At 62.1% G+C, this 25,285-nt stretch carries 30 protein-coding genes; 15 read left to right on the top strand and 15 right to left on the bottom strand.

Annotated elements, in window-relative coordinates; translation table 11 throughout:
• The first annotated feature begins 46 nt into the window (after nt 1-46).
• The gene (locus AO692_RS24280) at nt 47-1,156 is read left to right on the top strand and encodes a Gfo/Idh/MocA family oxidoreductase (RefSeq protein ID WP_054312629.1); all 1,110 of its coding nucleotides are present in this window, start codon (nt 47-49) and stop codon (nt 1,154-1,156) included.
• A 48-nt stretch (nt 1,157-1,204) separates the two neighbouring features.
• On the opposite strand, the gene AO692_RS24275 is transcribed toward AO692_RS24280, so the two are convergent.
• From AO692_RS24275 to hslV, 10 genes are all read right to left on the bottom strand, one after another.
• Entirely contained in the window at nt 1,205-2,296 is a 1,092-nt protein-coding gene (locus AO692_RS24275) for a 3-deoxy-7-phosphoheptulonate synthase (protein WP_054312628.1), read from the bottom strand.
• Nucleotides 2,297-2,564: 268 nt separating this feature from the next.
• Nucleotides 2,565-3,359, bottom strand: a complete 795-nt coding sequence (locus AO692_RS24270) for an SDR family oxidoreductase (RefSeq protein ID WP_054312627.1) — start codon at nt 3,357-3,359, stop codon at nt 2,565-2,567.
• Nucleotides 3,360-3,378: 19 nt separating this feature from the next.
• Nucleotides 3,379-4,374, bottom strand: coding sequence for an inositol 2-dehydrogenase (gene iolG, locus AO692_RS24265; RefSeq protein ID WP_054312626.1), 996 nt, complete (start codon nt 4,372-4,374; stop codon nt 3,379-3,381).
• Between the two features lie 198 nt (nt 4,375-4,572).
• Nucleotides 4,573-5,535 (bottom strand): DUF1402 family protein, encoded by a 963-nt coding sequence (locus tag AO692_RS24260; protein ID WP_054312625.1) that lies wholly within the window; start codon nt 5,533-5,535, stop codon nt 4,573-4,575.
• A 166-nt stretch (nt 5,536-5,701) separates the two neighbouring features.
• Entirely contained in the window at nt 5,702-5,995 is a 294-nt protein-coding gene (locus AO692_RS24255; protein ID WP_054312624.1) for a hypothetical protein, read from the bottom strand.
• Nucleotides 5,996-6,103: 108 nt separating this feature from the next.
• On the bottom strand, nt 6,104-7,411 hold the full coding sequence (gene hslU, locus AO692_RS24250; protein WP_054312623.1) for an ATP-dependent protease ATPase subunit HslU: 1,308 nt from the start codon (nt 7,409-7,411) through the stop codon (nt 6,104-6,106).
• Between the two features lie 12 nt (nt 7,412-7,423).
• On the bottom strand, nt 7,424-8,587 hold the full coding sequence (locus AO692_RS24245; RefSeq protein ID WP_244483470.1) for a hypothetical protein: 1,164 nt from the start codon (nt 8,585-8,587) through the stop codon (nt 7,424-7,426).
• A gap of 7 nt (nt 8,588-8,594) precedes the next feature.
• The gene (locus AO692_RS24240) at nt 8,595-9,194 is read right to left on the bottom strand and encodes a DUF2585 domain-containing protein (RefSeq protein ID WP_054312622.1); all 600 of its coding nucleotides are present in this window, start codon (nt 9,192-9,194) and stop codon (nt 8,595-8,597) included.
• Entirely contained in the window at nt 9,191-9,715 is a 525-nt protein-coding gene (locus tag AO692_RS24235; RefSeq protein ID WP_280138660.1) for a GNAT family N-acetyltransferase, read from the bottom strand. Before AO692_RS24235 ends, AO692_RS24240 begins: the two co-directional genes overlap by 4 nt.
• A 2-nt stretch (nt 9,716-9,717) precedes the next feature.
• Nucleotides 9,718-10,269 (bottom strand): ATP-dependent protease subunit HslV, encoded by a 552-nt coding sequence (gene hslV, locus AO692_RS24230; RefSeq protein WP_054312621.1) that lies wholly within the window; start codon nt 10,267-10,269, stop codon nt 9,718-9,720.
• A 238-nt stretch (nt 10,270-10,507) separates the two neighbouring features.
• On the opposite strand from hslV, the gene hisB reads away from it, so the two are divergent.
• Genes hisB through coaA form a run of 9 tightly spaced genes read left to right on the top strand, consistent with a single transcriptional unit; the run spans nt 10,508 to nt 16,241 of the window.
• Nucleotides 10,508-11,107, top strand: coding sequence for an imidazoleglycerol-phosphate dehydratase HisB (gene hisB / locus AO692_RS24225; RefSeq protein WP_054312620.1), 600 nt, complete (start codon nt 10,508-10,510; stop codon nt 11,105-11,107).
• A 2-nt stretch (nt 11,108-11,109) separates the two neighbouring features.
• Nucleotides 11,110-11,598: a DUF2628 domain-containing protein gene (locus tag AO692_RS24220; RefSeq protein WP_054312619.1), complete on the top strand. Its 489-nt coding sequence runs from the start codon at nt 11,110-11,112 to the stop codon at nt 11,596-11,598.
• A gap of 1 nt (nt 11,599) precedes the next feature.
• Nucleotides 11,600-12,250 carry an imidazole glycerol phosphate synthase subunit HisH gene (hisH, locus tag AO692_RS24215; RefSeq protein ID WP_054312618.1) on the top strand — a complete coding sequence of 217 codons (651 nt, stop codon included), beginning with the start codon at nt 11,600-11,602 and terminating at the stop codon, nt 12,248-12,250.
• A gap of 10 nt (nt 12,251-12,260) precedes the next feature.
• On the top strand, nt 12,261-12,551 hold the full coding sequence (locus AO692_RS24210) for a DUF1330 domain-containing protein (RefSeq protein ID WP_244483469.1): 291 nt from the start codon (nt 12,261-12,263) through the stop codon (nt 12,549-12,551).
• A complete protein-coding gene (gene hisA, locus AO692_RS24205; RefSeq protein ID WP_054312617.1) occupies nt 12,552-13,298 on the top strand; it encodes a 1-(5-phosphoribosyl)-5-[(5-phosphoribosylamino)methylideneamino]imidazole-4-carboxamide isomerase in 747 nt (248 codons plus the stop codon).
• Complete coding sequence (locus AO692_RS24200) at nt 13,295-14,140, top strand: arginase family protein (protein ID WP_054312616.1); 846 nt, start codon at nt 13,295-13,297, stop codon at nt 14,138-14,140. Before hisA ends, AO692_RS24200 begins: the two co-directional genes overlap by 4 nt.
• Complete coding sequence (gene hisF / locus AO692_RS24195; protein WP_054312615.1) at nt 14,137-14,931, top strand: imidazole glycerol phosphate synthase subunit HisF; 795 nt, start codon at nt 14,137-14,139, stop codon at nt 14,929-14,931. Before AO692_RS24200 ends, hisF begins: the two co-directional genes overlap by 4 nt.
• A gap of 9 nt (nt 14,932-14,940) precedes the next feature.
• Entirely contained in the window at nt 14,941-15,258 is a 318-nt protein-coding gene (locus tag AO692_RS24190; protein WP_054312614.1) for a phosphoribosyl-ATP diphosphatase, read from the top strand.
• A 23-nt stretch (nt 15,259-15,281) separates the two neighbouring features.
• Nucleotides 15,282-16,241: a type I pantothenate kinase gene (gene coaA / locus AO692_RS24185; RefSeq protein ID WP_054312613.1), complete on the top strand. Its 960-nt coding sequence runs from the start codon at nt 15,282-15,284 to the stop codon at nt 16,239-16,241.
• A 29-nt stretch (nt 16,242-16,270) separates the two neighbouring features.
• On the opposite strand, the gene AO692_RS24180 is transcribed toward coaA, so the two are convergent.
• The 5 genes from AO692_RS24180 to AO692_RS24160 all read right to left on the bottom strand — a co-directional run bounded on the left by AO692_RS24180 (nt 16,271) and on the right by AO692_RS24160 (nt 21,097).
• Entirely contained in the window at nt 16,271-17,419 is a 1,149-nt protein-coding gene (locus AO692_RS24180; RefSeq protein ID WP_054312612.1) for a glycosyltransferase family 87 protein, read from the bottom strand.
• Nucleotides 17,420-17,501: 82 nt separating this feature from the next.
• A complete protein-coding gene (locus AO692_RS24175) occupies nt 17,502-18,116 on the bottom strand; it encodes an alpha-ketoglutarate-dependent dioxygenase AlkB (RefSeq protein WP_054312611.1) in 615 nt (204 codons plus the stop codon).
• Between the two features lie 106 nt (nt 18,117-18,222).
• A complete protein-coding gene (gene lysM, locus AO692_RS24170) occupies nt 18,223-18,693 on the bottom strand; it encodes a peptidoglycan-binding protein LysM (protein ID WP_054312610.1) in 471 nt (156 codons plus the stop codon).
• Nucleotides 18,694-18,879: 186 nt separating this feature from the next.
• Complete coding sequence (gene arfB / locus AO692_RS24165; RefSeq protein WP_054312668.1) at nt 18,880-19,317, bottom strand: alternative ribosome rescue aminoacyl-tRNA hydrolase ArfB; 438 nt, start codon at nt 19,315-19,317, stop codon at nt 18,880-18,882.
• A 169-nt stretch (nt 19,318-19,486) separates the two neighbouring features.
• Nucleotides 19,487-21,097: a phosphoenolpyruvate carboxykinase gene (locus tag AO692_RS24160; RefSeq protein ID WP_054312609.1), complete on the bottom strand. Its 1,611-nt coding sequence runs from the start codon at nt 21,095-21,097 to the stop codon at nt 19,487-19,489.
• A gap of 351 nt (nt 21,098-21,448) precedes the next feature.
• Here AO692_RS24160 and AO692_RS24155 point away from each other — a divergent pair, with 351 nt between their 5' ends.
• The 5 genes from AO692_RS24155 to AO692_RS24135 all read left to right on the top strand — a co-directional run bounded on the left by AO692_RS24155 (nt 21,449) and on the right by AO692_RS24135 (nt 25,280).
• Nucleotides 21,449-22,150, top strand: coding sequence for a response regulator transcription factor (locus tag AO692_RS24155; RefSeq protein ID WP_129412111.1), 702 nt, complete (start codon nt 21,449-21,451; stop codon nt 22,148-22,150).
• A gap of 16 nt (nt 22,151-22,166) precedes the next feature.
• Nucleotides 22,167-23,948, top strand: a complete 1,782-nt coding sequence (locus AO692_RS24150) for a sensor histidine kinase (RefSeq protein WP_054312607.1) — start codon at nt 22,167-22,169, stop codon at nt 23,946-23,948.
• Between the two features lie 23 nt (nt 23,949-23,971).
• Nucleotides 23,972-24,421 (top strand): HPr kinase/phosphorylase, encoded by a 450-nt coding sequence (locus tag AO692_RS24145; RefSeq protein ID WP_244483468.1) that lies wholly within the window; start codon nt 23,972-23,974, stop codon nt 24,419-24,421.
• 164 nt (nt 24,422-24,585) lie between these two features.
• Complete coding sequence (locus tag AO692_RS24140; protein ID WP_054312606.1) at nt 24,586-24,987, top strand: PTS sugar transporter subunit IIA; 402 nt, start codon at nt 24,586-24,588, stop codon at nt 24,985-24,987.
• Complete coding sequence (locus tag AO692_RS24135) at nt 24,984-25,280, top strand: HPr family phosphocarrier protein (protein WP_054312605.1); 297 nt, start codon at nt 24,984-24,986, stop codon at nt 25,278-25,280. Before AO692_RS24140 ends, AO692_RS24135 begins: the two co-directional genes overlap by 4 nt.
• Nucleotides 25,281-25,285 lie beyond the last annotated feature (5 nt).

Below are 25,285 nucleotides of genomic sequence, written 5' to 3'. Positions count from 1 at the left end.
AAAAGTGCAAATGCTATGAATGCCTTGCGCTCAGAGGAGATCGCGCATGATCGGTGTCGGCCTGATTGGTACGGGTTTCATGGGCAAATGCCATGCCCTGGCCTGGACGTCCGTACGCACCGTTTTCGGCGACGTCGAACCGGTTCGGCTCGTCCATCTCGCCGAGGCCAATGCCGAGCTGGCCAGGCAGCGAGCCGGCGAGTTCGGTTTCGAGACGGCTTCCGGCGACTGGCGCGCTGTGATCGAAGATACAGCCGTCGATGTCGTCTCAGTCACCACGCCGAACCAGTTTCATCCGGAAATGGCCATCGCCGCACTCGAAGCCGGCAAACATGTGTGGTGCGAAAAGCCGATGGCACCGTCCTTCGCCGATGCGGAAGCCATGCTGGCGGCGGCACGCCGGTCCGGCAAGGCAGCAGTGCTCGGCTACAACTATATCCAGAGCCCAGCGATCCGGCACATCAGGACGCTGCTGGATGAGGGCGCGATCGGCGCGGTCAACCATCTGCGCGTCGAGATGGACGAAGACTTCATGGCCGACCCCGAAACGCTGTTCGGCTGGAAGCATGAGGCGGCTTCCGGCTATGGCGCATTGGACGATTTCGCCGTGCATCCGCTGTCTCTGGTCAAGGCGCTGTTCGGCCGGGTCGCCAGCGTGATGTGCGACATGGCCAAGCCCTATGCCGACCGCGCCGTGGCGGGCGGCGGGCGTCGCGCCGTCGAGACCTATGACGTTGCCAGTGCGCTGATCCACCTCGATAATGGCGTTTCAGGCACGCTGCTGGTCAACCGCTCCGCCTGGGGCCGCAAGGGCCGCATTGCGGTGCAGATCTTCGGATCGAAGGGCTCGATCCTGTTCGACCAGGAGCGCTTCAACGAGTTCCAACTCTATGTCACCTCCGACCGTGTCACCGATCAAGGATACCGCACCATCCTGGCGGCACCGGTGCACAAGCCCTATGACCGCTTCATCCCCGCGCCGGGTCATGGGCTGGGGTTCAACGACCTCAAGACGATCGAATGCCGCGAACTGATCCGCCGCATCCGAGGCGAAGAGGCGAACCTCATCGAATTCGACGAGGGGCTGGAGATCGAGCGCACCGTGCATGCCATGGCGCGCTCGTTTGAGGAAAAGCGCTGGGTCGACGTGCGATGATGTCATTGGGCGGCAGACGTCTTCTGCCGCCCAACCGGTGTCCCGCGCTTACGCCGCGCCCGGCCGCTTGGCGATCATCGCATTGCGTGCCGCCCGGCGCTGCTCGACGGCATCGGCGAGCCCCTTGAGCACGGTCTCCGTCGTTGCCCAGTCGATGCAGCCGTCGGTGATGCTCTGGCCATAGACCAGCGGCTTGCCGGGCACGACATCCTGACGGCCCGCAACGAGGTTGCTTTCGATCATCAGGCCGATGATGCGCTCGTCGCCCGCCGCGACCTGTCCCGCCACGTCGGCCGCGACCATCGGCTGGTTCTCCGGCTTCTTGCTGCTGTTGGCATGGCTGACATCGATCATCAGCCGCGGCGCGATGCCGACACGGGTGAGTTCGGCGCTGGCCGCCTCGACGCTTGCGGCATCGTAATTGGGCGCAAGCCCGCCACGCAGGATGACGTGGCAGTCCTCATTGCCGGTGGTGGCCGCGATCGCGCTGCGCCCGCCCTTGGTGACTGCCATGAAATGATGCGGGTGCGCGGCGGATTTCACGGCATCGGCTGCAATGCGGACATTGCCGTCGGTGCCGTTCTTGAAGCCGACCGGGCACGACAGGCCGGATGCCAGTTCGCGATGGATCTGGCTCTCGGTCGTGCGCGCGCCGATCGCACCCCAGGCGACGAGATCGGCGATGTATTGCGGCGTTGTCATGTCGAGGAATTCGGTCGCAGCCGGCAGGCCGAGATTGTTGACTGCCGCCAGCACATTGCGCGCCAGCCTAAGCCCCTTGTCGATGTTGAAGCTGCCGTCGAGATCGGGATCGTTGATCAGGCCTTTCCAGCCGACCGTGGTGCGTGGCTTCTCGAAATAGACCCGCATGACGATCTCGAGCCGGTCGGACAGACTATCGCGCAGTGCCGCCAGACGATTGGCGTAGTCTATGGCTGCGGCCGGATCGTGGATCGAACAAGGACCCACCACGACCAGCAGCCGGTCGTCGGTACCGGTCAACATGGCGTGGATCGCGTTGCGCGACGCGGCGACCGTGCGGGTCGCCGTCAGCGTGCGCGGTATCTCCTGCATCACCTGTTCCGGTGTGCTCAGTTCCTTGAGTTCCTTGACCCGAAGGTCGTCTGTGGTGGTCAACACGGCTTTCTGCTCCTGGTTGGGAGACCTGCCGGCTGAAACAAAAAAGCCGCCAGGTCTGGCGGCTGTTCGGATTTTTATGCTGCAATCTTCAGATCGAGCGCAATCCTCCCGCCGCCAGCGAGCTACCGTAGCTAAAGTACCAAAACGAGGCGGTCAGGTGGATCATGGGGTGGCTAATAGCCGAAGTCATTGCGTTTGTCACGCCCCAGAACACCAACCAAACCCGCTTCGGCTGCCAACTGACGGCGCTTTCTGTGTTCAAGGCATACTATTCGCCGATGATGCCAGGCACATTCTGGTCATAATCCACCAGCGCGCCGGTCATCACGCCGGATTGGGGCGACAGCATGTAGGTTATGAGACCTGCCATCTCGTGCGTCTTCACGAGCTGTCCCATCGGCGCGGCGGCTTCGGCCTTGGCCAGCCAATCGGCTCCGGCGCCGTGGAACCTCGCCTGCGTGTAGGCCTCGCCCGGCGTGTCCATCCAGCCCGGCAGCACGGCGTTGCAGCGGATGCGGTTGCGGCGATAGGCGTTGGCGACATTCTTGGTCAGCGTCGCCAGGGCGCCCTTGCTGGCCGAATAGGAGGACAGGAACGACTGGCCGCCATGCACGTTCACCGAGAGCACATTGACGATCGAGCCCGCCTGCCCGGTTTCCAAGAGATGCTTGACCAGGCCCTGCATCAGGAAGAACGGGCCGCGCACGTTGATGGCGAACATCTCGTCGAACATGGCGGGCGTGGTTTCGACCAGCGAGCCGCGCGCGGCCGAGGCCGCAGCGTTGACCAGCGCATTCAGGCTGCCGAACCGCTTCACGCCGGCTTCAACGGCGGCAAGACAGGCATCCGGATCCGCAAGGTCGGCGCTGATGAAGATCGCTTCCGCGCCCTTCTTCTCCAGCTCGGCCACGGCGACCTGGCCTTTTTCTTGCGAGCGTCCGAGCAGAACCAGCGCCTTGCAGCCCTCGTCGACGAGTTGCCGCGCCACGGCCAATCCGACGCCCTGCGCGCCACCTGTGATCAGTGCGCGCGTTGCGCTGTTGCGTGTATCGAGAGCGCTCATTTCGGCCTCCCTGCCTGCCCTATTTATCGAGACGGATCGTCTTGCCCTGCTTGGCGGATTTGAGCGCCGCATCGGCGATCTTCAGCGCGAGCAGCCCGTCCTTACCGCTGGGCGAGGCCTTTTTGCCAGTAGTCGTCGCCTCGATGAAGGTCGCGATCTCATTGGCATAGGCGTCGATGTAGCGGGTCATGAAGAAGTCGTGCAGCGGCGGGCGGACATAGCCCTTCTCGCTCGCCACTTCGATCGAAACGGGACGCTGGTTTTCGGCTGCGACCATGCCTTTCGAACCATGCACTTCGATGCGCTGGTCATAGCCATAGGTGGCGCGGCGCGAATTTGAGATAACGGCCTGTTTGCCCGACGCTGTTTCCAGGATGACGCTGACGGAGTCGAAATCGCCGGCTTCGCCGATCTTCTTGTCGACCAGCACCGACGCGTGCGCCGATACCGCCACAGGCTCCTCGCCGAGCAGGAAACGCGCCATGTCGAAATCATGGATGGTCATGTCGCGGAAGATGCCGCCCGAACGCTTGATGTAGTCGACCGGCGGCGCACCCGGATCGCGTGAGGTGATCACCACCTGCTCGACCTTGCCGATGGCGCCGTCGTCGATCGCCTTGCGCACGGCGGCAAAATGCGGGTCGAAGCGGCGGTTGAAGCCGACCATCAGCGCCGCCTTGGTCTTGTCGACCACAGCCAGGCATTTCTCCACGCGCTTGACGTCGAGATCGATCGGCTTCTCGCAGAAGATCGCCTTGCCGGCCTTGGCGAAGCGCTCGATCAGGTCGGCATGGGTGTCGGTGGGCGTGCAGATGATCACCGCATCGATGTCCGCAGCCTTCTCGATCGCTTCGATGGACCGGACTTCGGCGCCGTAGCTCTTTGCCAGTTCCTTGGCCGCCTTCTCGAAGGCATCGGCCACGGCGACCAGCTTGGCCTGCGGGTTCGAGCCGACCGCCCGCGCGTGAACCTTGCCGATGCGGCCGGCGCCGAGGAGACCAAAACGCACTGTCATGACAACCCCTTTGCTAGGCGCGCCAGTCGAGGTCGCACCGGATTCGGAATGAAAAGGCCAGAAAGACTCTGTATGAAATATTTATTCCATATTCTCTCGGGCCGTCAAGCACCAAGGCATGCCGGATGCGATCCTGAACACACGCATGTGCTTTGTACGAACGCAGCTTCGACTGACCCTGGAGCAGGCTGGTCGAAGCTAGAACAGCGCCTTCAGTTCGGCCAGCTTGTCGTTGACCAGCCAGCCGTAATAGTTCTCTTCCGGCAGCTTCTCTGGCTCGCCGGCGGCGCGGCGGCGGTCGTTCTCGGCCTTCAACTGAGAAGCGCGCGCTTCCGGATTGCCGACATTGTAGAGCGTGGCGGTAAGGCCTGGATTCTGCGAGATGTCGAAGCCGGCGATGTTGCGATAGGCCTGGATGGATGTCTTCACGATCGCGGCGACGTAGGGCAGCGTCATGTCCGGGTCCATGATCGTCTTGTAGATCTCGTTGGGATCGTCGACATCGAGCTTGGGGAAGCCCGAGACCTTGTTGACCATGTCGCTCATCTGCAGCGCTGTCAGCGGGTTGAGCTGGCCAAGCCCAAAGGTCTGGCCGGCATAATAAGGCTGGAAGAAGGTTGCGCCGAAGCGGTCGTTGGGGAAGCTTTTGCCGCCCACCGTCTTGCCCCGGAAGGAGCGGTTCCACACCTGCTCGCGGCATTCCCAGATGTCGTTGCTGCCGGTCTCGTTGGCGCATTTCGTGAATTCCGGCCGACGGATGAATTCGGAGACGTCCTCGCCCTTGTAGGCGAAGGTCAGCTTCGAGGAGAGGTAGGACATCGCCTTGACGTAATAGGTCTGCAGGCGGTCATAGGCGCCGACATTGTAGGTGTGCTCGCCGACAAGCGCGCCGACGATGTGCATGGGATCGACACCGTAGGCTGCCGCGGCCTTCTTGATCTTGCCACGCAATTCGGCGTCGTTCTGCAGAAGCGCATAGACCTTGCGGTACTTGGCATCGAAGGAGGTGTTGGTCGCCTTGGTGCGCTTGGTGGAGGCGCCGGGGACGGGTGGCTGTTCGGCATTGCGGTTTCCCGGCGGCACCAGGGTGGCTGCATGTGCTGCAACCAGCGTCCCTGCGGCCAGCGCCAAAGCGAGGAGGAAAGAGACCAGTTTCGTCATCAGCGGCCGCTCGAAATCATGCTATCCAAGAACCCGCAAAGGCCCGGAACAGACCTTGCGCTGGATTTGCTCTAGGAAAAGCGAGGGGGCGAGTCGAGCCTTTCGTGCCCGATTGCGGCGAAAGACGTAGGCCTGCTTCCATTTGGCCACACCGGGATGGTGGGATCTAGTCGAGCGCCGACTTCTTCAGGAACTGCACGAATTCTTCAACGAGCCCGGCGTACATCCCTCGTTGGGGGACGTCGAGCACCAGCACCAAGTCATGAAGTTCTTGCTTCGAAAGCGGGCCGTGCTCGGAGCTGACTTCGCCATATTGCGGGGTACCACGCGAGGCGATCGATCGGTTGAGGGTGTAGTTCTTTATCTGACCACCGACCGAGAGCTGAACCCACAGCGACCCGCCATCGGCCGCAGCCGCACAGTCAACGACGGTGGCAGGCGATGGCGTGGCGTCTGTCATTTGGAGTCCGTGCTGCCGGGCAATAACAAACCGATGAAACCACTCGTCGCCGCTACCGCTTCGGCCCGGCGACGAGCGATCTCATCGGCTATTTCTTTTCGCCCAGGGTTACAGGATGAATCGCGACAGGTCGGTGTTCTTCGACAGGTCTCCGACATGCTTCTTCACATAGTCGGCGTCGATCGTCACCTTGCTGCCGTTGCGGTCCGGCGCATCGTATGAGATCTCGTCCAGCACGCGTTCCATCACCGTCTGCAGGCGCCGCGCACCGATGTTCTCCACCGTCGCGTTGAGGTCGACGGCGATGCCGGCCAGCGAATCGATGGCATCGTCGGTGAAGTCCAGGTCGACGCCTTCCGTCTTCATCAGCGCGATATACTGCTTGATCAGGCTGGCTTCGGTCTCGGTCAGGATGCGCACGAAGTCTTCCTTCTCCAGCGCCCGCAATTCGACGCGGATCGGCAGGCGGCCCTGCAGTTCCGGCAGAAGGTCGGACGGTTTGGAGACGTGGAAGGCACCGGAGGCGATGAACAGGATATGGTCGGTCTTCACCGGTCCATATTTGGTCGCCACCGTCGTGCCTTCGACCAGCGGCAGCAGGTCGCGCTGCACGCCTTCGCGCGAAGGGCCGCCCGAAACGTCGGAGCGCGCCGCGATCTTGTCGATCTCGTCGAGGAAGACAATGCCGTCATTCTCGGCCGCTTCCATGGCGCGGCGCACCACTTCGTCCTGGTCGAGCAGCTTGTCGGACTCGTCCTGGATCAAAAGGTCGTAGCTTTCCTTGACGGTGGTCTTGCGCATCTTGGTGCGCTTGCCACCCATGGCCTTCGACAGCATGTCGTTGATGTTCAGCACTCCGACGCCGCCCGGCATGCCGGGAATCTCGAAGCCGGGCATGCCACCGGTGCCAGTATCGGTCACCTCGATATCGATCTCCTTGTCGTCCAGCTCGCCATCGCGCAGCTTCTTCTTGAAGCTTTCGCGTGTCGCCGGCGACGCAGTCTTGCCAACCAAGGCCTCCAGCACGCGCTCTTCGGCGTTGACGTGGGCGCGCGCCTTGACGTCCTCACGCATCTTTTCACGCACCAGGCCGATGCCGACCTCCACCAGATCGCGTACGATCTGCTCGACGTCGCGGCCGACATAGCCGACCTCGGTGAACTTGGTTGCCTCGACCTTGACAAAGGGCGCGCCTGCCAGCTTGGCGAGGCGGCGCGAGATCTCGGTCTTGCCGACGCCGGTCGGCCCGATCATCAGGATGTTCTTCGGCATCACTTCTTCGCGCATCTGGCCTTCCAGCTGCTGCCGGCGCCAGCGGTTGCGCAGCGCGATCGCCACGGCGCGCTTGGCATCTTTCTGGCCGATGATGAAACGGTCGAGTTCGGAAACGATTTCGCGGGGAGAGAAATTGCTCATGAAATTACACGTCTACGCTTGTTTGATGGGAGGGAGTTTTTCGAGCACGGATGTGGGGAGCGTCGGGCGTACGATCAAGCGCCTGATATGCTGCCAGCCGGCGCCGAAGGTTATGATCAGCGCGCCAACCACCAGCAGGATCAAGGCAAAGGGTGGAATTCCGGTGCTGTTGGCCGTTGAATTGACCAGATAGTAGATACCGAGCGACCCGAAATAGGCAAGCGTCGGCACCAGCAGCGACCGGCGGTCGATGGCAAGCGCCACATAGACGAAGGCGATGATGAGGATGGCCAGCATGATCGTGGCGTTCGCATCGGGTTCTATGCGGCCCATCACGACATCCTGACCCGTGGCCATGATGAAAAGCGGGTGCACCAGCATCGGCGCCGACACGACATGAAGCCAGAACGCGCAATCGGACCAGATCTTGCGCCGTTCGCGGTCATACACGTCGAGCGCGACAGCCGTGCCGAAAACGATCAGACCGCAGATGAGCGGCATGTAGAGCGCGGCCCGCATCAGCTCCGGCATGTCTTCCAGCCTTGGCGGCGCAACCATCCCGGTGGTAACGCCGTCGCAAAGCAGGAGCGCGGTCTGAAGGAAGGCGAGAAGCGTTGCGGAGATCGCGAAAACGCCTGCAAGGATGGGGACCCTGAAGCGCCAGAAATAGAGCGCGACTGCCGCCATGATGCCGCCGAGAAAGAGATAGCCGGCGCCCGAGGCCTGCTGGCGAAGCGCCAGCAGCTGCCAGATCGATTCCGGTTTCTGGATCGGATAGCGCGCGAAGATTTCCAGCCCGAGCGCAACGGTGAGGGAAATGACGAAAAACAGGCTGAGCACCGTCGACGACAGTTTCATGCGGTGCTGGCGGGTCACCACTTCGGCGAGCCCCCAGGAAAACACGGCAACGAGCGCCGCGATCCAAAGCCGCTGGCCGGGCAACAGCGTGTTGAGCACGAAATAGAAACCAACCGTCAGCAGGATCGTGCCGACAGTGACGAAAAGATCGTTTCCGCCGCCGATCAGCCGCAGGTTCTCCTCGGCCGACTCCGCGGCATCTTCCGCATTGAAGGAGCCGCTGCGCTCCAGCGCATAAAGCCGGTCGCGCTGCTGCACCGTGATCACGCCCTGGGTAACCGCGCTGTCGAGTGTTTCCTGGCTGATCACGACTGACATCCCGTCATCATGCGGCACCTTGCCAGGCTTTGACGGCCTCGAGCGGGTAGACCAGCATCAGGACGTTGAGCGTGAGATTGTCGCGGATCATATAGCCGGTGCCGAGCTCGAACAGAATGGCGATGGTCACGACCAGCCACACGGGAAAATAGCGGGCGGCCGCAAAGCCTACCATCATGGCCAGTGTGTCCGACACCGAATTGATGATGGAGTCGCCATAATAATCGAGCGAGATCGTGCCGGCGCGGTAGCGGTCGATGATGATCGGGCTGTTTTCCAGGATCTCCCAGCCACCCTCGATCACCAGCGCGAGGGCAAGCCTGACCCAGATCGACGAGCGCGGAAACAGGAATTTCGCCAGCGCATAGAACAGGAAGCCGTGGATGACGTGCGAGGGCGTGTACCAGTCGGTGATGTGCTGGGAATTCTCCGAGCTTATCACCACGCCATGCCACAGCTTGACATAGCCGCAGGTGCAGATCGCCGGATGACCCTGAAGGTAGAGTGTCAATGCCTGGATGGCGACCAGCGACACCACGATCACCAGACCGGCCGGCCAGGCCAGTCGCTGATGCAACGGCAGATCGCGGGCGCCGGCAGCGGTCATTCGCCGTCCGTGTCGTCTGGATTGTCGATCGCCATCAGCAACGCTTCGCCTGTGGCGGTCTTGAAGCGACGGACCGGGCGGAAGCCGACTTTTTCATAAACCCTGACCGCAACCTCATTCGCTGGGTCCGGATCCAGGATAACGCGCGGCGCGCCCTCTTCGAACAGCATCTCCACGAATTCCGTGATCAGCCGGGTGCCGTGACCTTTACCGATCAGGTCGGGTTCGCCGATGAACTGATCGATGCCGAGCGTACCGGTCGGCTGATCCTGGAACGGGTTTTCGTCCTCGTCGAGGTGAGGGTCATAGCTCTGGATGAAGCCAATCGGTTTGCCGTCCAGCTCGATAATGAAAGGTTCGGTGTCGACGCTGTCGATCGTCCCGGCGATGCCTTCCATCTCTGTTGCCTTGGCGCCCCACCATGCCGCGACATGCGGCATGACGAGCCAGCGCGCCAGCAGCGGCATGTCCTCATGCGTCAGTGGACGAAAGCCGTAGCTGGGCGCCTTCGGGGAATTCACGATCAGGCGGCGTCCAGCGTTTCGACGACGAAATTGTGGTTGGTGTAGACGCAGATGTCGGCCGCGATCTGCATGGCCTTGCGGGCGATCTCCTCGGCGTCTTTGTCGGTGTCGATCAGGGCGCGCGCGGCGGCCAGCGCATAGTTGCCGCCCGAACCGATCGCCATCACGCCCTGTTCCGGCTCGAGCACGTCGCCATTGCCGGTCAGCGCCAGCGAAACATTCTTGTCGGCCACCAGCATCATCGCCTCCAGCCGGCGCAGATAACGGTCGGTGCGCCAGTCCTTGGCGAGCTCGACGCTCGCGCGCATCAGTTGGTCGGGATATTGCTCGAGCTTGGCTTCCAGCCGCTCCAGAAGCGTGAAGGCATCGGCCGTCGCGCCAGCGAAACCGGCGATCACGCTGCCGCCCTTGCCGATGCGGCGCACCTTGCGCGCATTGCCCTTCATGATGGTCTGGCCAAGGCTGACCTGGCCGTCGCCGGCGATCACCACCTTGCCACCCTTGCGCACGGTGACGATGGTCGTGGAGTGCATGGAACGTTCGTCTGACATGTTTTGCTCCGGACCCGCGCCATCCCTTCCGAGGCGATTGGCGCGTTACGAGTTGAGTTGCGGCATATGTATGCAGCGCTGTCCCGTTTGCAAACTCGGAATGGAGCTGCAGCCCAACCCGACTCCAAGTCCACAATAGACTGCAAAGGCTTATGTTTCGACTGGCGGTTTTGGCAACTGGCAATCGCCGGATCATGCTGTTAGAACGCACTCGTTTTCCTGTAACGAGGATGAGGTCATGGCGCCCCGTTCGGCCGAAATCAGCCGCAAGACAAAGGAAACCGACATCACCGTGTCGGTTCATGTCGACGGCACCGGCAAGTCTGACATGTCGACCGGGGTCGGCTTCTTCGACCATATGCTCGACCAGTTGTCGCGCCATTCCCTGATCGACATGACCGTGAAGGCGAAAGGCGACCTGCACATCGACGACCACCACACCGTCGAAGACACCGGCATCGCCATCGGTCAGGCGCTGGCCAAGGCGCTCGGCGAACGGCGCGGCATCATGCGTTATGCCTCGATCGATCTCGCCATGGACGAAACGCTGACACGTGCTGCCATCGATGTGTCGGGCCGGCCATTCCTGGTCTGGAACGTCGCTTTCTCGGCGCCGAAGATCGGCACGTTCGACACCGAGCTGGTGCGTGAGTTCTTCCAGGCGCTGTCGCAGCATGCCGGCATCACGCTGCATGTGACGAACCACTATGGCGCCAACAATCATCACATAGCGGAAACCTGCTTCAAGGCGGTTGCGCGCGCCTTGCGCGCCGCGCTCGAAAGCGATCCGCGCCAGCCGGACGCGGTTCCTTCCACCAAGGGTTCGCTGCAGGGTTAGTCATGGCCAGCTTTATCGTCATGGAACCGCCTTCCGACGGCCTCGGCACGAAGCCCGAAGGGACACGGTTGATCCGTGACGGATTTTCCTGGGTGGCCTTCATCCTGCCGCCGCTGTGGCTGCTGTGGCATCGCCTCTGGTTTGCCGCCGTTCTGGCTTTCATCGTTCTTGGCGCGCTGTCCTTTGTCGGCGAAAGCCAGGGATTGGCCCTTGCCGGTTCGCTGCTGACCTTGCTTGTCTCTTTCATCGTCGGATTCGAGGGAGCGACATTGCGGGCAGCTGCACTCCGCCGCATCGGCTGGACCGAGTGGGGCGTGGTCGAGGCTGACAACTTCGCCGATGCCGAAACCCGCTATGCCTTCGGACGGGAAACCTCCGAACCTGCGGTTGAGCCAACGGAACCTCGCCCGACGATCGTGCCGGCCGCCAATCACGCACGCGCGGTGCAGACGGGCATGGCGCTTGGACTTTCCCATCCCGGACGACACTGACATGCTGGTTGCCATCATCGACTACGGCTCGGGCAATCTGCGCTCGGCCACCAAGGCCTTCGAACGCGCCGCGCGTGAAGCGGGCATTGCTGCAGACATCGAACTGACGGCGGATGCCGAGCGGGTACGTCGCGCCGACCGCATGGTGCTGCCCGGCGTCGGCGCCTATGCCGATTGTGCAGCCGGCCTGCATGCGGTCGACGGCATGTGGGAAGCCGTGCAGGAAGTCGCCCTTTCCAAGGGCCGGCCTTTTCTGGGCATCTGTGTCGGCATGCAGCTGATGTCGGAGCGCGGGCTGGAAAAGACAGTCACCCAGGGTTTCGGCTGGATCGGTGGCGATGTGAAGGAGATCAAACCCTCCGAGGCGACCTTGAAGATTCCGCAGATCGGCTGGAACACGATCGAGGTGAAGCGCGAGCATCCATTGTTTGCCGGCATACCGACCGGGCAGGACGGTCTCCATGCCTATTTCGTCCATTCCTATCATCTCGATGCCCGCGACCCGGGGGAGGTGCTTGCCGTTGCCGACTATGGCGGGCCGGTGACCGCCGCCGTCGCACGCGACAACCTTGCCGGTACGCAGTTCCATCCCGAAAAGAGCCAGGCGCTTGGTCTTGCACTGATCGCCAATTTCCTGCGCTGGAAGCCGTGAGGAGGATATCGTGAGCAAGAAGGGCTACTGGATGGCGATGGTCGATGTCCGCGACGCGGATATCTACAAGAAATATATCGAAACCAATGGTGCGGCCTTTTCCAAATACGGCGCCAAATTCCTGGTCAGGGCCGGACGCCATACCGAGCCCGAGGGCCCGACTGGCAACCGGCATGTGATCATCGAATTCAGCTCCTACGAGACGGCACTCGCCTGCTACAATTCGCCGGAATACCAGGAGGCCCTGAAGCATCGGCTGGCTGGATCGATCGGCAAGGTCGCCATTGTCGAGGGGGCGTAAGTGATCCTTTTTCCGGCAATCGACCTCAAGGATGGCAAGTGCGTTCGCCTGAAATTAGGCGACATGGACACCGCCACCGTCTACAATGAGGACCCCGCCGACCAGGCGCAGGCCTTCGAGGCGCAAGGCTTCGAATGGCTGCACGTCGTCGACCTGAATGGCGCCTTCAAGGGCAAAAGCGTCAACAGCGCCGCCGTCGGCGCCATTTTGAAAGCCACCAAAAACCCGGTGCAGCTCGGCGGTGGCATCCGCACCTTGCCGCAGATCGAGGATTGGCTGGATCGCGGGCTTGCCCGCGTCATCCTGGGGACGGTCGCTGTGCGCGATCCCGAGCTGGTCAAGGAAGCCTGCCGGGCATTTCCCGGCAAGGTTGCCGTCGGCATCGACGCCAAGGGCGGCAAGGTGGCGGTTGAAGGCTGGGCGGAAGCCTCCAGCCTCGGCGTCGTCGAACTGGCGAAGAAGTTCGAAGGCGCCGGCGTCGCGGCCATCATCTACACCGACATCGACCGCGACGGCGTGCTGACTGGCATCAATTGGGATTCGACCATCGATCTTGCCGAGGCGGTATCGATCCCCGTCATCGCTTCCGGCGGGCTGGCCTCGATCGCCGACATCGTGCGCATGACCATGCCCGACGCCGCCAAGCTTGAAGGAGCCATTTCCGGCCGTGCGCTCTACGACGGCCGTATCGATCCCGCAGAGGCGCTGGCGATCCTGAAGGGCAAGACGAAGGAGGCAGCCTGGTGAAACTGTCGATTATCCTGGCCTCCTATGACAGTGGCCATTTCCATGGTGGCTGCGGCCAAGGGCCCGACGCGCTGATCGCCGGCGGACTGGTCGAGGCGCTGACGCTTGCCGGTCACGAAGTCGACGTGGAAGATATCGGCAAGGTCGGTGACGAGCAGGGTCGCGAGATCGCCACGGGATTCGCAGTCTGCAACGCGGTCGCCGACAAGATACGCGCCGTGCGGGAAGATGGCCGGTTTCCTGTGGTGCTGACAGGCAACTGCCTGACAGCCTCGGGCGCCGTTGCCGGCGAGGACGCCGATTCCGTCATCTGGGCCGACCAGCACGGCGACCTCAACACACCCGAGACCTCGATCTATGGTTTCCTTGATGGCATGGCGCTGTCGACGCTGCTCGGCCTGTGCTGGAAACCGATGGCACTGGAGATACCCGGCTTCAAGCCGGTCGATCCGTCGCGCTGCATATTGGTCAATGCACGCGATCTCGACCCGGACGAAAAAACGCTTCTGGAGACACTGCCTGTCATCCGCACTGAATGCGGTGGCGCCGTCGGAGCGGTCACCAAGCTGAAAGCGGCCGGCGCGACCCGCACCCACATGCATATCGACCTCGACGTGCATGATCCGAACGAATTGCAGGCCAACCGTTACACGACGGAAGGCGGTCCAAATCCGGTACAGCTGCGCCGCGCGGCCTGCATCATGGCCAAGGACGTGCCTGTTGTGGGCATCACCATCTCGGCTTACGACCCGGCCTTCGATGCACAGGCTGAAGTACCACCATTGGTGGGGCAACTGCTCACCGACCTGCTTGCCACGGTGGAAAAGGAGGCCGTTCTTTGACACTGAAGGCAAGAGTCATCCCGTGCCTGGACGTCAAAGACGGCCGCGTGGTGAAGGGCGTCAATTTCGTCGACCTAGTCGATGCCGGCGATCCGGTGGAAGCCGCCAAGGCCTATGACGCGGCCGGCGCCGACGAGCTTTGCTTCCTCGACATCACCGCCTCATCCGATAACCGCGAAACCATCTTCGATGTCGTCGCCCGCACTGCCGAACAGTGCTTCATGCCGCTGACGGTCGGCGGGGGCGTGCGTCAGGTGGCCGATATCCGCAAATTGCTGCTTGCCGGCGCCGACAAGGTTTCGATCAACACCGCGGCCGTTAAGAACCCCTCCTTCGTGGCGGAAGCCGCCGACAAGTTCGGTAACCAGTGCATCGTCGTTGCCATCGACGCCAAGAAGGTGTCGGCGGCGGGCGAAGCCGACCGCTGGGAGATCTTCACCCATGGCGGCCGTGAAAAGACCGGCATCGATGCGGTCGAATTCGCGGCCAAGGTCGTCAATCTCGGCGCCGGCGAGATCCTGCTGACCTCGATGGACCGCGACGGTACGAAGGCGGGTTACGATATCGCCCTGACGCGCGCTGTCGCGGACGCGGTTCGCGCGCCGGTGATTGCTTCCGGTGGTGTCGGCACTCTCGATCACATGGTCGCCGGCATCCGCGATGGCCATGCCACTGCCGTGCTTGCCGCGTCGATCTTCCACTTCGGCACCTACACGATTGCCGAGGCCAAGCGGCATATGGCGGCGGCTGGTCTGCCGATGCGACTCGACTCGCTGTCCAAAGGGTCTTAAACGGCGGTTATGACTGGCTTTTCGCTTTCCGACCTCGAAGCGGCCATCCACGAGCGCGCGCATTCCGGCGACCCGGAATCGTGGACGGCCAAGCTTTATGCGCGCGGCATGGACAAAGCCGCGCAAAAGCTCGGTGAAGAAGCCGTCGAAACCGTCATCGCAGCCATCAAGGGCGACCGGCAGGGGCTCGTTTCGGAAAGCGCCGATCTTCTCTATCATTGGCTGGTGGTGCTCGGCATCGCCGGTGTGCCGCTGGATGAGGTGCTTGCGGAACTTAAACGCCGGACCGGGCGTTCAGGCATCGCCGAGAAGGCTTCGCGGGACTGATGCTGGAAAGGGCGGGGACCTCGATGGATCAGCTCACGCCGACCGAGAAATACTCTCCCTATCTGTTCTTTTCCGCCGATGATTGGGCCAAGTTCCGCGCCGACACGCCAATGACGCTTGGTCGAGACGAGATCGACAGGCTGCGTTCGCTGAACGACCCGGTCGACCTGGAAGAGGTGACGCGCATCTACCTTTCGATGTCGCGCCTGCTTTCGGCGCATGTCGAATCCAGCCAGATGCTGTTTCGCCAGCGCCGGGCCTTCTTCAACAAGGCAAGCGTGGTCAAGACGCCTTACATCATCGGCATCGCCGGTTCCGTGGCGGTCGGCAAGTCGACTACCGCGCGCGTGCTGAAGGAGCTGCTCGCGCGCTGGCCGTCGAGCCCGAAGGTCGACCTGGTCACCACCGATGGTTTTCTCCTTCCCAACGAGGTGCTGCGCCGCGACCGGCTGATGGAGCGCAAGGGCTTTCCGGACAGCTATGATGTCGGCGCGCTGCTGCGGTTCCTGTCGTCGATCAAATCGGGCGAACGCGACGTGCGCGCGCCGCTCTATTCGCACCTCACCTATGACGTGCTGCCTGGCGCTTATGTCACCATCGACCGGCCGGATATCCTGATCTTCGAAGGCATCAACGTGCTGCAGCCCGGCAGGCTGCCGATGGACGGCAAGTTCGTGCCGTTCCTGTCGGATTTCTTCGACTTCTCGATCTACATAGATGCCGAGGAGGATTTGATCCACGAGTGGTACATCGCCCGCTTCATGCGGCTGCGCGAGACCGCGTTCCGCAATCCGGAATCCTTCTTCCATCGCTATTCGCAGCTGTCGGAGACCGCCGCTCGCGCCATCGCCGAGGGGCTTTGGGCCAACATCAACCTGAAGAACCTGCGCGAGAACATCCTGCCGACGCGCCCGCGCGCCGATCTCATCCTGCGCAAGGGCGCCAATCATCTGGTCGAGGAAGTGGCGCTGCGGAAGCTCTAGGTTGTGCTTGTTGACGGCCGATCCTCGGGTCACGCGAGGAAAAGAAGCGGCAGGATCAACAGCGGGGAGATCGGCACGCCCGCCATGTTGAGAAAAAGCACGAGCTGAGGAATCATCCAGGCAAAGATAATCGGCAGTTCTGCTTTGAATGGGCCGCTGCCAGCGACCCAGGGGCGCCGCGCGACGAGGAGAGCGCCGCACAGCAACAGCGCAAGATCGTAGTTGTGTATGTAAGGGGTTATCAGAACCGTCGCCAGCAGCAGCAGGGCAGCTCGCCGCTCGGGGTCGGACACACGCCAAAGGCGCCAAACGAAAGCAATGCCGATCGCGATGGCGAAGACGGCATGGGCTGCTATGGCGATATCGGACTGCCCCGTCACGATCCGCATGGCCATGAACACGGACGGTATCATGGCCATGAAAGGTCCAGTGCCATTCCGTTCGAGCTCACTGAGTTTCGGCAGGGTGTCACCCAGATAGGTGCGCCATGTTTCGATTCCGAAAATGGCTATCGAGGAACCCAGGAAAAGCACCGTTAGAAACGCTGTCCAGAGGATCATCCACCAGCGGCGTTCGACACCCCAAAGCAGAGGCAGCAAGAAACCGCCTTGCGGTTTGATCGTCAGCACGGTGGCGGCGATGGTTGGAATTGCGTCGCGTGACGTTCGGGCCGACAGTGCCAGCAGCACGAGTCCGGTGACGAGGCTGCCGCTCTGACCATAATAGAGGTTCAGGACCGTGGCCGGGGACGTGAGCAGGACGGCAGTCTCGAGCCGATTGAAACCAAACCGCCGCGCGCCGATGAAGAGCAGGATAAGGCCGAGCGCTGACCATATGGCGAGTGCCGGATAATAGCCGATGAGCCCAAACGGCCAAACAAGAAGCAAGGAGTGTGGTGGATAGGCCCACAGGCGCAGGCCAAGTTCGGCTCCGCCTACCAGTGTCGCCTGATAGGCTTCGAAGTCGGCAATGGAATAGATTTTACCTGCCTGGCCCGACAGCTCCATGCGGGCCACCGTCCACAGATTGATGAAGTCGTCACCAACAGGCCTGCCATCGGCATTAAGCAATCCGTTGATGCCGCTCAGCTCGCTGCTTTTGTATGCCAAAAAGCCGACGAGATGAGCCAGGCCCAATGCAAGAAGAGATAGTTTGAGATTGCGCCCGGTCTTGCCCATGCCCACCACCGCAGCGATTCGATGGCGAGACGATCCCCGAACTGGATGTGGACTGTCTATAGAGAACTTGCGATGAGCCGCGCTACGGCTGTGTCACCCGCCTCAGCGTCAGATTGATCCGGCCGCCGTTCTTCAGCAGTGCCGAAGTCATGGGATAGATGCGATCGACGCCATGGAAGGCGAGGCGCCCTTCGCCGCCCAGCACAACGACGTCGCCCGATTTCAGCCGGAACGAGACCGTCTTGCCGTCGCGCACCGTCTGCCCGACACGGAACAGGCAATCGTCGCCGAGCGAGATCGAGACGACCGGCGCTGCGAATTCAACCTCATCGCGGTCCTGATGCAGCCCCATCTTGGCGTCGGCCGTGTAGAAGTTGACGAGGCAGGCCTCCGGCGGGTGCGGATAGGCTGAAACCTCACGCCACAGGGCGAGCAGGCTTTCCGGGATGACCGGCCATGGCTTTCCGGTCACCGGATGCACGGCCTGATAGCGATAGCCGTTCTCCTTGTCCGTTACCCAGCCAAGCGTGCCGCAATTGGTCATGCGCACGCTCATCTCCTTGCCGGTGCGCGGCATTGCCGGCACGTAAAGCGGCGCTTCCTGCACGACGGTGCGTACGGCTTCGACCAAGGCCTCCTGGGCCGGCCGCGGAAGGTAGCCAGGCATGTGGCGGACGCCTTTGGGCAGGACGAGCATGATGATGGTTCCGGATTCGTCTCGCGTTCGAGGATAACAATGGATCCACGAACGAAAAACGGCGACCCGAAAGCCGCCGTGTCATTGTTCTGGTCCGTTTCGCGGATCAGGACAGCTCAGGGATGCGCAAAACCTGACCCGGATAGATCTTGTCGGGGTGGGTGAGCATCGGCTTGTTGGCCTCGAAGATCAGCGTGTTCTTGGCACCCTTGCCCTTGCCATACTGCGCCTCGGCGATCTTCCAGAGATTGTCGCCCTTCTTCACCGTATAGAATACGGGGGCATTGGCGGGTGCTGCGGTGGCGGTATCGGCGCCGACCTTGAGCTCGTCCGCCTGCACTTTCGAGACACCCAGCGTGTTGCCGACGGCAATCACCGCTTTCTCGAAGATCGACTGGTCCTTGACCTCGCCCTTCAGCACAGCCGTGTCGCCTTTGATCTCGACCTGGACGCCATCCGTGCCGAGCTTGTGCGAATCCAGCTCTTTCTTCAGCGTGCCTGCGTCAGGTGCTGCTTCCTCATCGTCGCCAATGCCGAGCTTCTTGCCGACGCCTTTGACGAAATCGAAAATTCCCATTGGAGGCCTCCATGCCTGTTGAGCGGGAGCGCCAACCTTGCATCAGAAAGCTTCGATGGGAAGTCACTTAGAGCATGATCCCCGAAAGATTGCATGCTTTAGGGCAAAATAACGCTTCAAAACAAAGAGATAGGGCGAAATGGCGGTTCGTCTTTTATCACATTCCGCTCAACCGGAATTTGCCGGTTATTCTTCGCCAACCCTGCCGCGCAGCTTTTTCACCGTTGAACGCCCGGCCTTGCTCTTTAGCCGCCGTTCGATCGCGCCTTTGCTGGGCTTGGTCTTCTTGCGCGGCGGCGGTGGCGGTTCGGCTGCCTTGGCGACCAACGCCACCAATCGGGAACGCGCGTCGGCGCGGTTCTGCTCCTGCGTGCGGAAGCGGCCCGCTTCGATGACGATGACACCGTCCTTGGTGGCGCGCTGGCCGGCAAAGCGTATCACGCGATCGCGCACGCGCTCGGACAGGCCTGTCGCAAGCGCCGCGTTGAAGCGCAACTGCACTGCGGTGGCGACTTTGTTGACGTTCTGCCCGCCGGGGCCGGAAGAACGGATGAAGCTCTCCTCGAGGTCGTCCGGATGGATGACCGCCTCCGCGCTCACCGCGATGATGTCTTCGTTTGCCATGACGCAGTGATGGCGCGGCGGCGACAAAAAGAAAAGGCCCGACCCGGAGCGCCGCGCGTCCTTTCGGACGCGCAAGGGACCGCTCCAGCACTCTGCATGACCCCAAAACTGGGGTCATGCACTGAGCCGGGCCCGTTGGAGGCGGATTAAGATAGGAGCGTTGCGCAGCCTATTCCGCAGCTTCCTGTACACGTGGGGCCGCACCGCGCACGGCCGCGTCGACGTGATCTTCGAACTTGCCGAAATTGTCGATGAACATGCCAACCAGCTTGGCGGCCTGGCGGTCATAGCCGAGCTTGTCGGCCCAGGTCGAGCGTGGATCGAGAATGGCGCCGTCGACGCCTTCCACAGCCACCGGCACCTCGAAGCCGAAATTCGGATCGGTGCGGAATTCGGCCTGGTTGAGGGAGCCGTTCAGCGCGGCTGTGAGCAGCGCACGGGTCGCCTTGATCGGCATGCGCCGGCCGGTGCCATAGGCGCCGCCGGTCCAGCCTGTGTTGACCAGCCAGCAATCGACGCCATGAAGAGCGATCAGCTCACGCAGCAGATTGCCGTATTCCGAAGGATGGCGCGGCATGAAAGGTGCGCCGAAACAGGTCGAGAAGGTGGCTTCCGGCTCGGTCACGCCCTTTTCCGTGCCGGCTACCTTGGCGGTGTAGCCGGACAGGAAGTGGTACATCGCCTGTGCAGGGGTCAGCTTCGCGATCGGCGGCATCACGCCGAAGGCATCGGCCGTTAGCATGATGATGTTCTTGGGATGGTTGGCGCGGCCGCTGGCGCTGGCATTCGGAATGAAATTCAGCGGATAGGCGCAACGCGTGTTCTCTGTCAGCCGGCCATCGTCGAAATCCGGCACGCGCTGGTCGTCAAGGATGACGTTTTCCAGGACGGTGCCGAAGCGCCGGGTGGTTGCGAAGATCTCCGGCTCCGCCTCTGCCGACAGCTTGATGGTCTTGGCATAGCAGCCACCCTCGAAGTTGAAGATGCCATGCGGTCCCCAGCCGTGCTCGTCGTCGCCGATCAGCGTACGCGACGGATCGGCCGAAAGCGTGGTCTTGCCCGTCCCCGACAGGCCGAAGAACACGGCGGCATCGCCGTCCGCACCCTCATTGGCTGAGCAATGCATCGGCATGACGCCCTGCTCCGGCAACAGGTAGTTCAACGCCGTGAACACCGATTTCTTCATCTCGCCGGCATAGGACGTGCCACCGATCAGAACGATCATGCGCGTAAGATCGAGTGCGATCATGGTTTCGGTCCGCGCGCCGTGGCGGGCGGGATCGGCGCGGAAGGACGGCAGATCGATGATCGTCATCTTCGGCAGGAAACCGGCGAGCGCTTCCGTCTCCGGGCGGATCAAGAGGTTGCGGATGAACAGCGAATGCCAGGCGAATTCGGTGATGACGCGGGTCGGCAGGCTGAGCTCGGTATCGGCGCCGCCGACGAGATCCTGTACATAAAGATCCTTGTCGGCCGCATGCGCCAGGAAGTCGGCAAGCAGCGTGTCGAACTGCTCGGGGGTGATTGCCTTATTATTGCCCCACCAGACGGTGTTTTCAGTCCTGGCGTCGCGCACCACGAACTTGTCCTTGGGTGAACGGCCGGTGTGCTGGCCGGTCTCGGCGACCAGGGCGCCGTGAGCCGTCAACTTCGCCTCGTTGCGACGCAGCGCTTCCTCGTAGAGCTCGGCAGCGCCGAAATTGTAGCGCACCGTGCCAGACGTCTTCAGGCCAATCGCCTCGAGTCCGCATGCGGGGTTACGCTTGCCGCGTTCCGCCATCGATATTCTCCTTGATTGCCGTTTCGGTGGTTGCGTCAGATCGGGCGATCCAAGCCTCGGAAAAAGGCCAAAATCAGAAAAGGCAAACGATATCAAATCTTTAATCGATTTAAAAAATTTGAAAGATGTTTAAATCGTTTAAAAGCAAAAAATTCCCGGGCCGGTGCCAAAGCATTGCGAGAGGTGCGTCGTCCAATCTTGGCGAAGTGATGGCGAAGGGCTCATTGTGGACATAAGCGCTTAGCCGATGTAGGACGGCTGGCGGCGTGCCACATTTTGTACCCAATTTGTCCTGCACAAGCCCCTTCCCACCGTATGAAGGGACACCCGCTCATGAGGGAGCCGCTTGAAATGGCGACAATCGCGCTGGTCGATGACGACCGCAACATCCTGACGTCTGTTTCGATTGCTTTGGAATCGGAAGGATACCGGGTCGAAACCTATACGGATGGCGCATCCGCGCTCGAGGGGCTCGCGGCGCGTCCGCCGAACCTTGCCATCCTCGACATCAAGATGCCGCGCATGGACGGTATGGAATTGCTGCGCCGTCTGCGCCAGAAGACCGACCTTCCGGTCATCTTCCTGACGTCCAAGGACGACGAGATCGATGAACTGTTCGGCCTGAAGATGGGCGCCGACGACTTCATCAAGAAGCCTTTCTCGCAGCGCCTGCTGGTTGAACGCGTGCGTGCGGTTCTGCGCCGCACCAGTGCCCGTGAAGCGGCGGCCAAGGCGCCTGCGCAGGCGTCGCGCTCGCTGGAACGCGGCCAGCTGGTCATGGACCAGGAGCGCCACACCTGCACCTGGAAAGGCGAGCCGGTGGTGCTCACCGTCACCGAATTCCTTATCCTGCATTCGCTGGCGCAGCGCCCGGGCGTTGTGAAAAGCCGTGATGCGCTGATGGATTCGGCCTATGATGAGCAGGTCTATGTCGACGACCGCACCATCGACAGCCACATCAAGCGGCTGCGCAAGAAGTTCAAGGCCGTCGACGATGACTTTGAGATGATCGAAACGCTTTACGGGGTCGGCTACCGCTTCCGCGAAGCCTGAGATTGACCGGGATCCGATGGCAGTAGAGGTAGAGCGGAACAGGCCAGCGGCCGCGCGGCGGTCGTCGCGAATCCTGCCCTCGGCCTTGTCGAAGGTAACGGTGCCGATGCGCCGTTTCCTCGGCCATCACATCTTCTCCAGCCTCACCCGCCGCATCCTTTTCCTCAACCTTGCCGGCCTCGCGGTGCTGGTCGTCGGCATCCTCTACCTCAATACGTTCCGCGATGGCCTGATCGATGCCCGCGTCGAAAGCCTGATGACGCAGGGCGAGATCATTGCCGGCGCCATCGCGGCTTCCGCGACGGTGGAAACCGACGCCATCCGCATCGATCCGGAAAAGCTGCTTGAATTGCAGGCCGGCGAGAGCCTCGGTCCGTCAGCCGACCAACTCGACAATCTCGATTTTCCGATCAATCCCGAGCGTGTGGCGCCGGTTCTGCGGCGGCTGATTTCACCGACCCGCACCCGTGCCCGTATCTACGATCGCGACGCCAATCTGCTGCTCGATTCCAGGCATCTTTATTCGAAGGGCCAGATCCTGCGCTATGACCTGCCGCCGGTCGAGGAAGAGGAGCCCAGCCTGGCGGAACGCGCGCAGAAATTCGTCTTCGACATTTTCTCCAACCATTCGCTGCCGGTCTACAAGGAGCAGCCGGGCGGCAATGGCGCTGCTTTCCCCGAAGTGGTGAAGGCGCTGACCGGAGGGCCCTCCACATTTGTGAGGGTCAGCGAAAAGGGAGAACAGATCGTCTCGGTCGCGGTTCCGATCCAGCGCTTCCGGGCGGTGCTTGGCGTGCTCATGCTGTCCACCGAAGGCGGCGACATCGACAAGATCGTCGCGGCCGAGCGCAAGGCAATCCTGCGCGTCTTCGGCGTCGCGGCGCTGGTGACGGCGATCCTTTCGATGCTGCTTGCCTCGACCATCGCCAATCCGCTGCGCCGGCTGTCTGCGGCGGCGGTGCGCGTGCGCCGTTCCATCAAGAACCGCGAGGAGATCCCGGATTTCTCCGAGCGCCAGGACGAGATCGGCAATCTGTCGATCGCGGTGCGCGACATGACCAACGCGCTTTATGCCCGCATCGAGGCGATCGAAAGCTTCGCCGCCGATGTCTCGCATGAATTGAAGAACCCGTTGACCTCGCTGCGCAGCGCCGTGGAAACCCTGCCGCTGGCCAAGAACGAGACCTCGCGTGGCCGGCTGATGGAGGTGATCCAGCATGATGTGAGGCGGCTCGATCGCCTCATCACCGACATTTCCGATGCCTCGCGGCTCGATGCCGAGCTGGCGCGCGATGACGCTGCCAAGGTCGATTTCAAGCAGTTCATCTCCGATCTCGTCAGCGTTTCGCGGGAGGCCTCCCATCACAAGAAGTCGGTCGAGATCGAAGTAAAGATTGCCAAGCTGCCGCAGGGCGCGAAGGGCTATTATGTTCAGGGTCATGATCTGCGCCTGGGCCAGGTCATCACCAACCTGATCGAGAATGCCCGCTCATTCGTACCCGACGGCCACGGTCAGATCACGCTGTCGCTGGCCCGGTCGGGCAAGTTCAATATCCTTACGGTGGACGACAACGGCCCGGGCATCCGTGTCGAGAACATCGAACGCATCTTCGAACGGTTCTATACGGATCGGCCTGCCGGCGAGGCGTTCGGCCAGAATTCAGGCCTCGGCCTGTCGATCAGCCGGCAGATCGTCGAGGCGCATGGCGGCACGCTGACAGCCGAGAACATCTCCGGCACCAAGCCGGGCGAAATCAGGGGCGCCCGCTTCATCGTCGCCCTGCCGGCTGAAGGCTGAGCTTGGCCGAGGACGGGGTGGCTGTGACGTCTGCGCCAAACATCCACGGCAGCGGTCTGCTGATAGGGGACCGCGGCATCCTCATCACCGGAGCGTCGGGCTCGGGCAAGTCGACGCTGGCCCTGGCGCTGATCGGCCATTTTCGCGCGCAAGGCCTGTTTTCCCGTCTGATCGCCGACGACCAGCTCCTCGTCTCCAATCACGGTGGTCGCCTGCTTTGCGCTGCGCCACCCACCATCGCGGGGCTCGCCGAGGTTGCCGGCATCGGCCCGCAGCCGGTGGCATACGAGAAGGAAGCGATGATCGACCTGTGCGTGCGGCTTGTCCCGGCTGCCGAAATGGAGCGGTTTCAGGCGGATACAATGGCCGTCGTTGCAGGTTGCGAGATCCCCGGACTTGACGTCGCGGCCGGCAACGTCACCGCAGCCCTGGCGGCGATTTCGGCGCGGCTGTCGATCGCGTCTTTTCGATGACGTAGCGGAATTTTTATGCTGCAATGCGTCAAAATGGCTCGCGCTGGCGCAAATTGGGGCTTGTCAACGCGACTTGCGTCGACAAGATAGCGCTCCCGCCGTCTGGACAGACTGGCGAAAATAAGATGTGCCTGTGAAGGGGCCATGACGGGAGCCGCCAAAGAATGATCGGACTCGTGCTCGTCACGCACGGTCGACTGGCCGACGAGTTCCGCCTTGCCGTGGAACACGTCGTGGGACCGCAGGACAATTTCGAAACCGTCGCGATCGGTGCCGAAGACGATATGGAGCAGCGCCGCAGGGACATCGTCGAAGCGGTACGGCGCGTCGATACCGGTGCCGGGGTCATCCTGCTGACGGACATGTTCGGCGGCACGCCTTCCAATCTTGCCATCTCGGTGATGGAAGCAGGGCGCATCGAAGTCATTGCCGGCATGAACCTGCCCATGCTGATCAAGCTCTCCAGTGTCCGCAAGAGCGACAATATGGCTGCCGCGCTCGATGAAGCGCAGGCAGCTGGCCGCAAATACATCAACGTCGCCAGCCAGCTCCTCACCAGCAAATGAACACCATGTCCTCCAATGCCGGCCATGTTGTCCGCGATATGCGGATCATCAACCAGCGAGGACTGCATGCGCGTGCCTCCGCCAAGTTCGTCCAGGTCGCCGGCAGCTACGAGGCCGATGTGCATGTCGAGAAGGATGGCACCAGGGTCGGCGGCACGTCGATCATGGGGCTGATGATGCTGGCCGCCAGCCCCGGTTGTTCGATCCGGGTCACGGCCTCCGGTCGCGAAGCGGCCCAGGTGATTGCCGCGCTGGACGAACTCGTCGCCTCGAAATTCGGCGAAGAGATCTGACGCTG

The organism is Mesorhizobium sp. 1M-11, from assembly GCF_001303895.1.
Lineage (GTDB): Bacteria > Pseudomonadota > Alphaproteobacteria > Rhizobiales > Rhizobiaceae > Mesorhizobium.
The sequence above is the reverse complement of the archived record's forward strand: the minus strand, read 5'-3'. Positions and strand labels throughout refer to the sequence as shown.

Bases quoted from the DNA above. Each gene is read 5' to 3' on its own strand.
- AO692_RS24280 (WP_054312629.1), top strand. From the start codon at position 47: ATGATCGGTGTCGGCCTGATTGGTACGGGTTTCATGGGCAAATGCCAT.
- AO692_RS24270 (WP_054312627.1), bottom strand. From the start codon at position 3,359: ATGAGCGCTCTCGATACACGCAACAGCGCAACGCGCGCACTGATCACA.
- iolG (WP_054312626.1), bottom strand. From the start codon at position 4,374: ATGACAGTGCGTTTTGGTCTCCTCGGCGCCGGCCGCATCGGCAAGGTT.
- AO692_RS24260 (WP_054312625.1), bottom strand. From the start codon at position 5,535: ATGACGAAACTGGTCTCTTTCCTCCTCGCTTTGGCGCTGGCCGCAGGG.
- AO692_RS24255 (WP_054312624.1), bottom strand. From the start codon at position 5,995: ATGACAGACGCCACGCCATCGCCTGCCACCGTCGTTGACTGTGCGGCT.
- hslU (WP_054312623.1), bottom strand. From the start codon at position 7,411: ATGAGCAATTTCTCTCCCCGCGAAATCGTTTCCGAACTCGACCGTTTC.
- AO692_RS24245 (WP_244483470.1), bottom strand. From the start codon at position 8,587: ATGTCAGTCGTGATCAGCCAGGAAACACTCGACAGCGCGGTTACCCAG.
- AO692_RS24240 (WP_054312622.1), bottom strand. From the start codon at position 9,194: ATGACCGCTGCCGGCGCCCGCGATCTGCCGTTGCATCAGCGACTGGCC.
- hslV (WP_054312621.1), bottom strand. From the start codon at position 10,269: ATGTCAGACGAACGTTCCATGCACTCCACGACCATCGTCACCGTGCGC.
- hisB (WP_054312620.1), top strand. From the start codon at position 10,508: ATGGCGCCCCGTTCGGCCGAAATCAGCCGCAAGACAAAGGAAACCGAC.
- AO692_RS24220 (WP_054312619.1), top strand. From the start codon at position 11,110: ATGGCCAGCTTTATCGTCATGGAACCGCCTTCCGACGGCCTCGGCACG.
- hisH (WP_054312618.1), top strand. From the start codon at position 11,600: ATGCTGGTTGCCATCATCGACTACGGCTCGGGCAATCTGCGCTCGGCC.
- AO692_RS24190 (WP_054312614.1), top strand. From the start codon at position 14,941: ATGACTGGCTTTTCGCTTTCCGACCTCGAAGCGGCCATCCACGAGCGC.
- coaA (WP_054312613.1), top strand. From the start codon at position 15,282: ATGGATCAGCTCACGCCGACCGAGAAATACTCTCCCTATCTGTTCTTT.
- AO692_RS24180 (WP_054312612.1), bottom strand. From the start codon at position 17,419: ATGGGCAAGACCGGGCGCAATCTCAAACTATCTCTTCTTGCATTGGGC.
- AO692_RS24175 (WP_054312611.1), bottom strand. From the start codon at position 18,116: ATGCTCGTCCTGCCCAAAGGCGTCCGCCACATGCCTGGCTACCTTCCG.
- lysM (WP_054312610.1), bottom strand. From the start codon at position 18,693: ATGGGAATTTTCGATTTCGTCAAAGGCGTCGGCAAGAAGCTCGGCATT.
- arfB (WP_054312668.1), bottom strand. From the start codon at position 19,317: ATGGCAAACGAAGACATCATCGCGGTGAGCGCGGAGGCGGTCATCCAT.
- AO692_RS24160 (WP_054312609.1), bottom strand. From the start codon at position 21,097: ATGGCGGAACGCGGCAAGCGTAACCCCGCATGCGGACTCGAGGCGATT.
- AO692_RS24155 (WP_129412111.1), top strand. From the start codon at position 21,449: ATGGCGACAATCGCGCTGGTCGATGACGACCGCAACATCCTGACGTCT.
- AO692_RS24150 (WP_054312607.1), top strand. From the start codon at position 22,167: ATGGCAGTAGAGGTAGAGCGGAACAGGCCAGCGGCCGCGCGGCGGTCG.
- AO692_RS24140 (WP_054312606.1), top strand. From the start codon at position 24,586: ATGATCGGACTCGTGCTCGTCACGCACGGTCGACTGGCCGACGAGTTC.
- AO692_RS24135 (WP_054312605.1), top strand. From the start codon at position 24,984: ATGAACACCATGTCCTCCAATGCCGGCCATGTTGTCCGCGATATGCGG.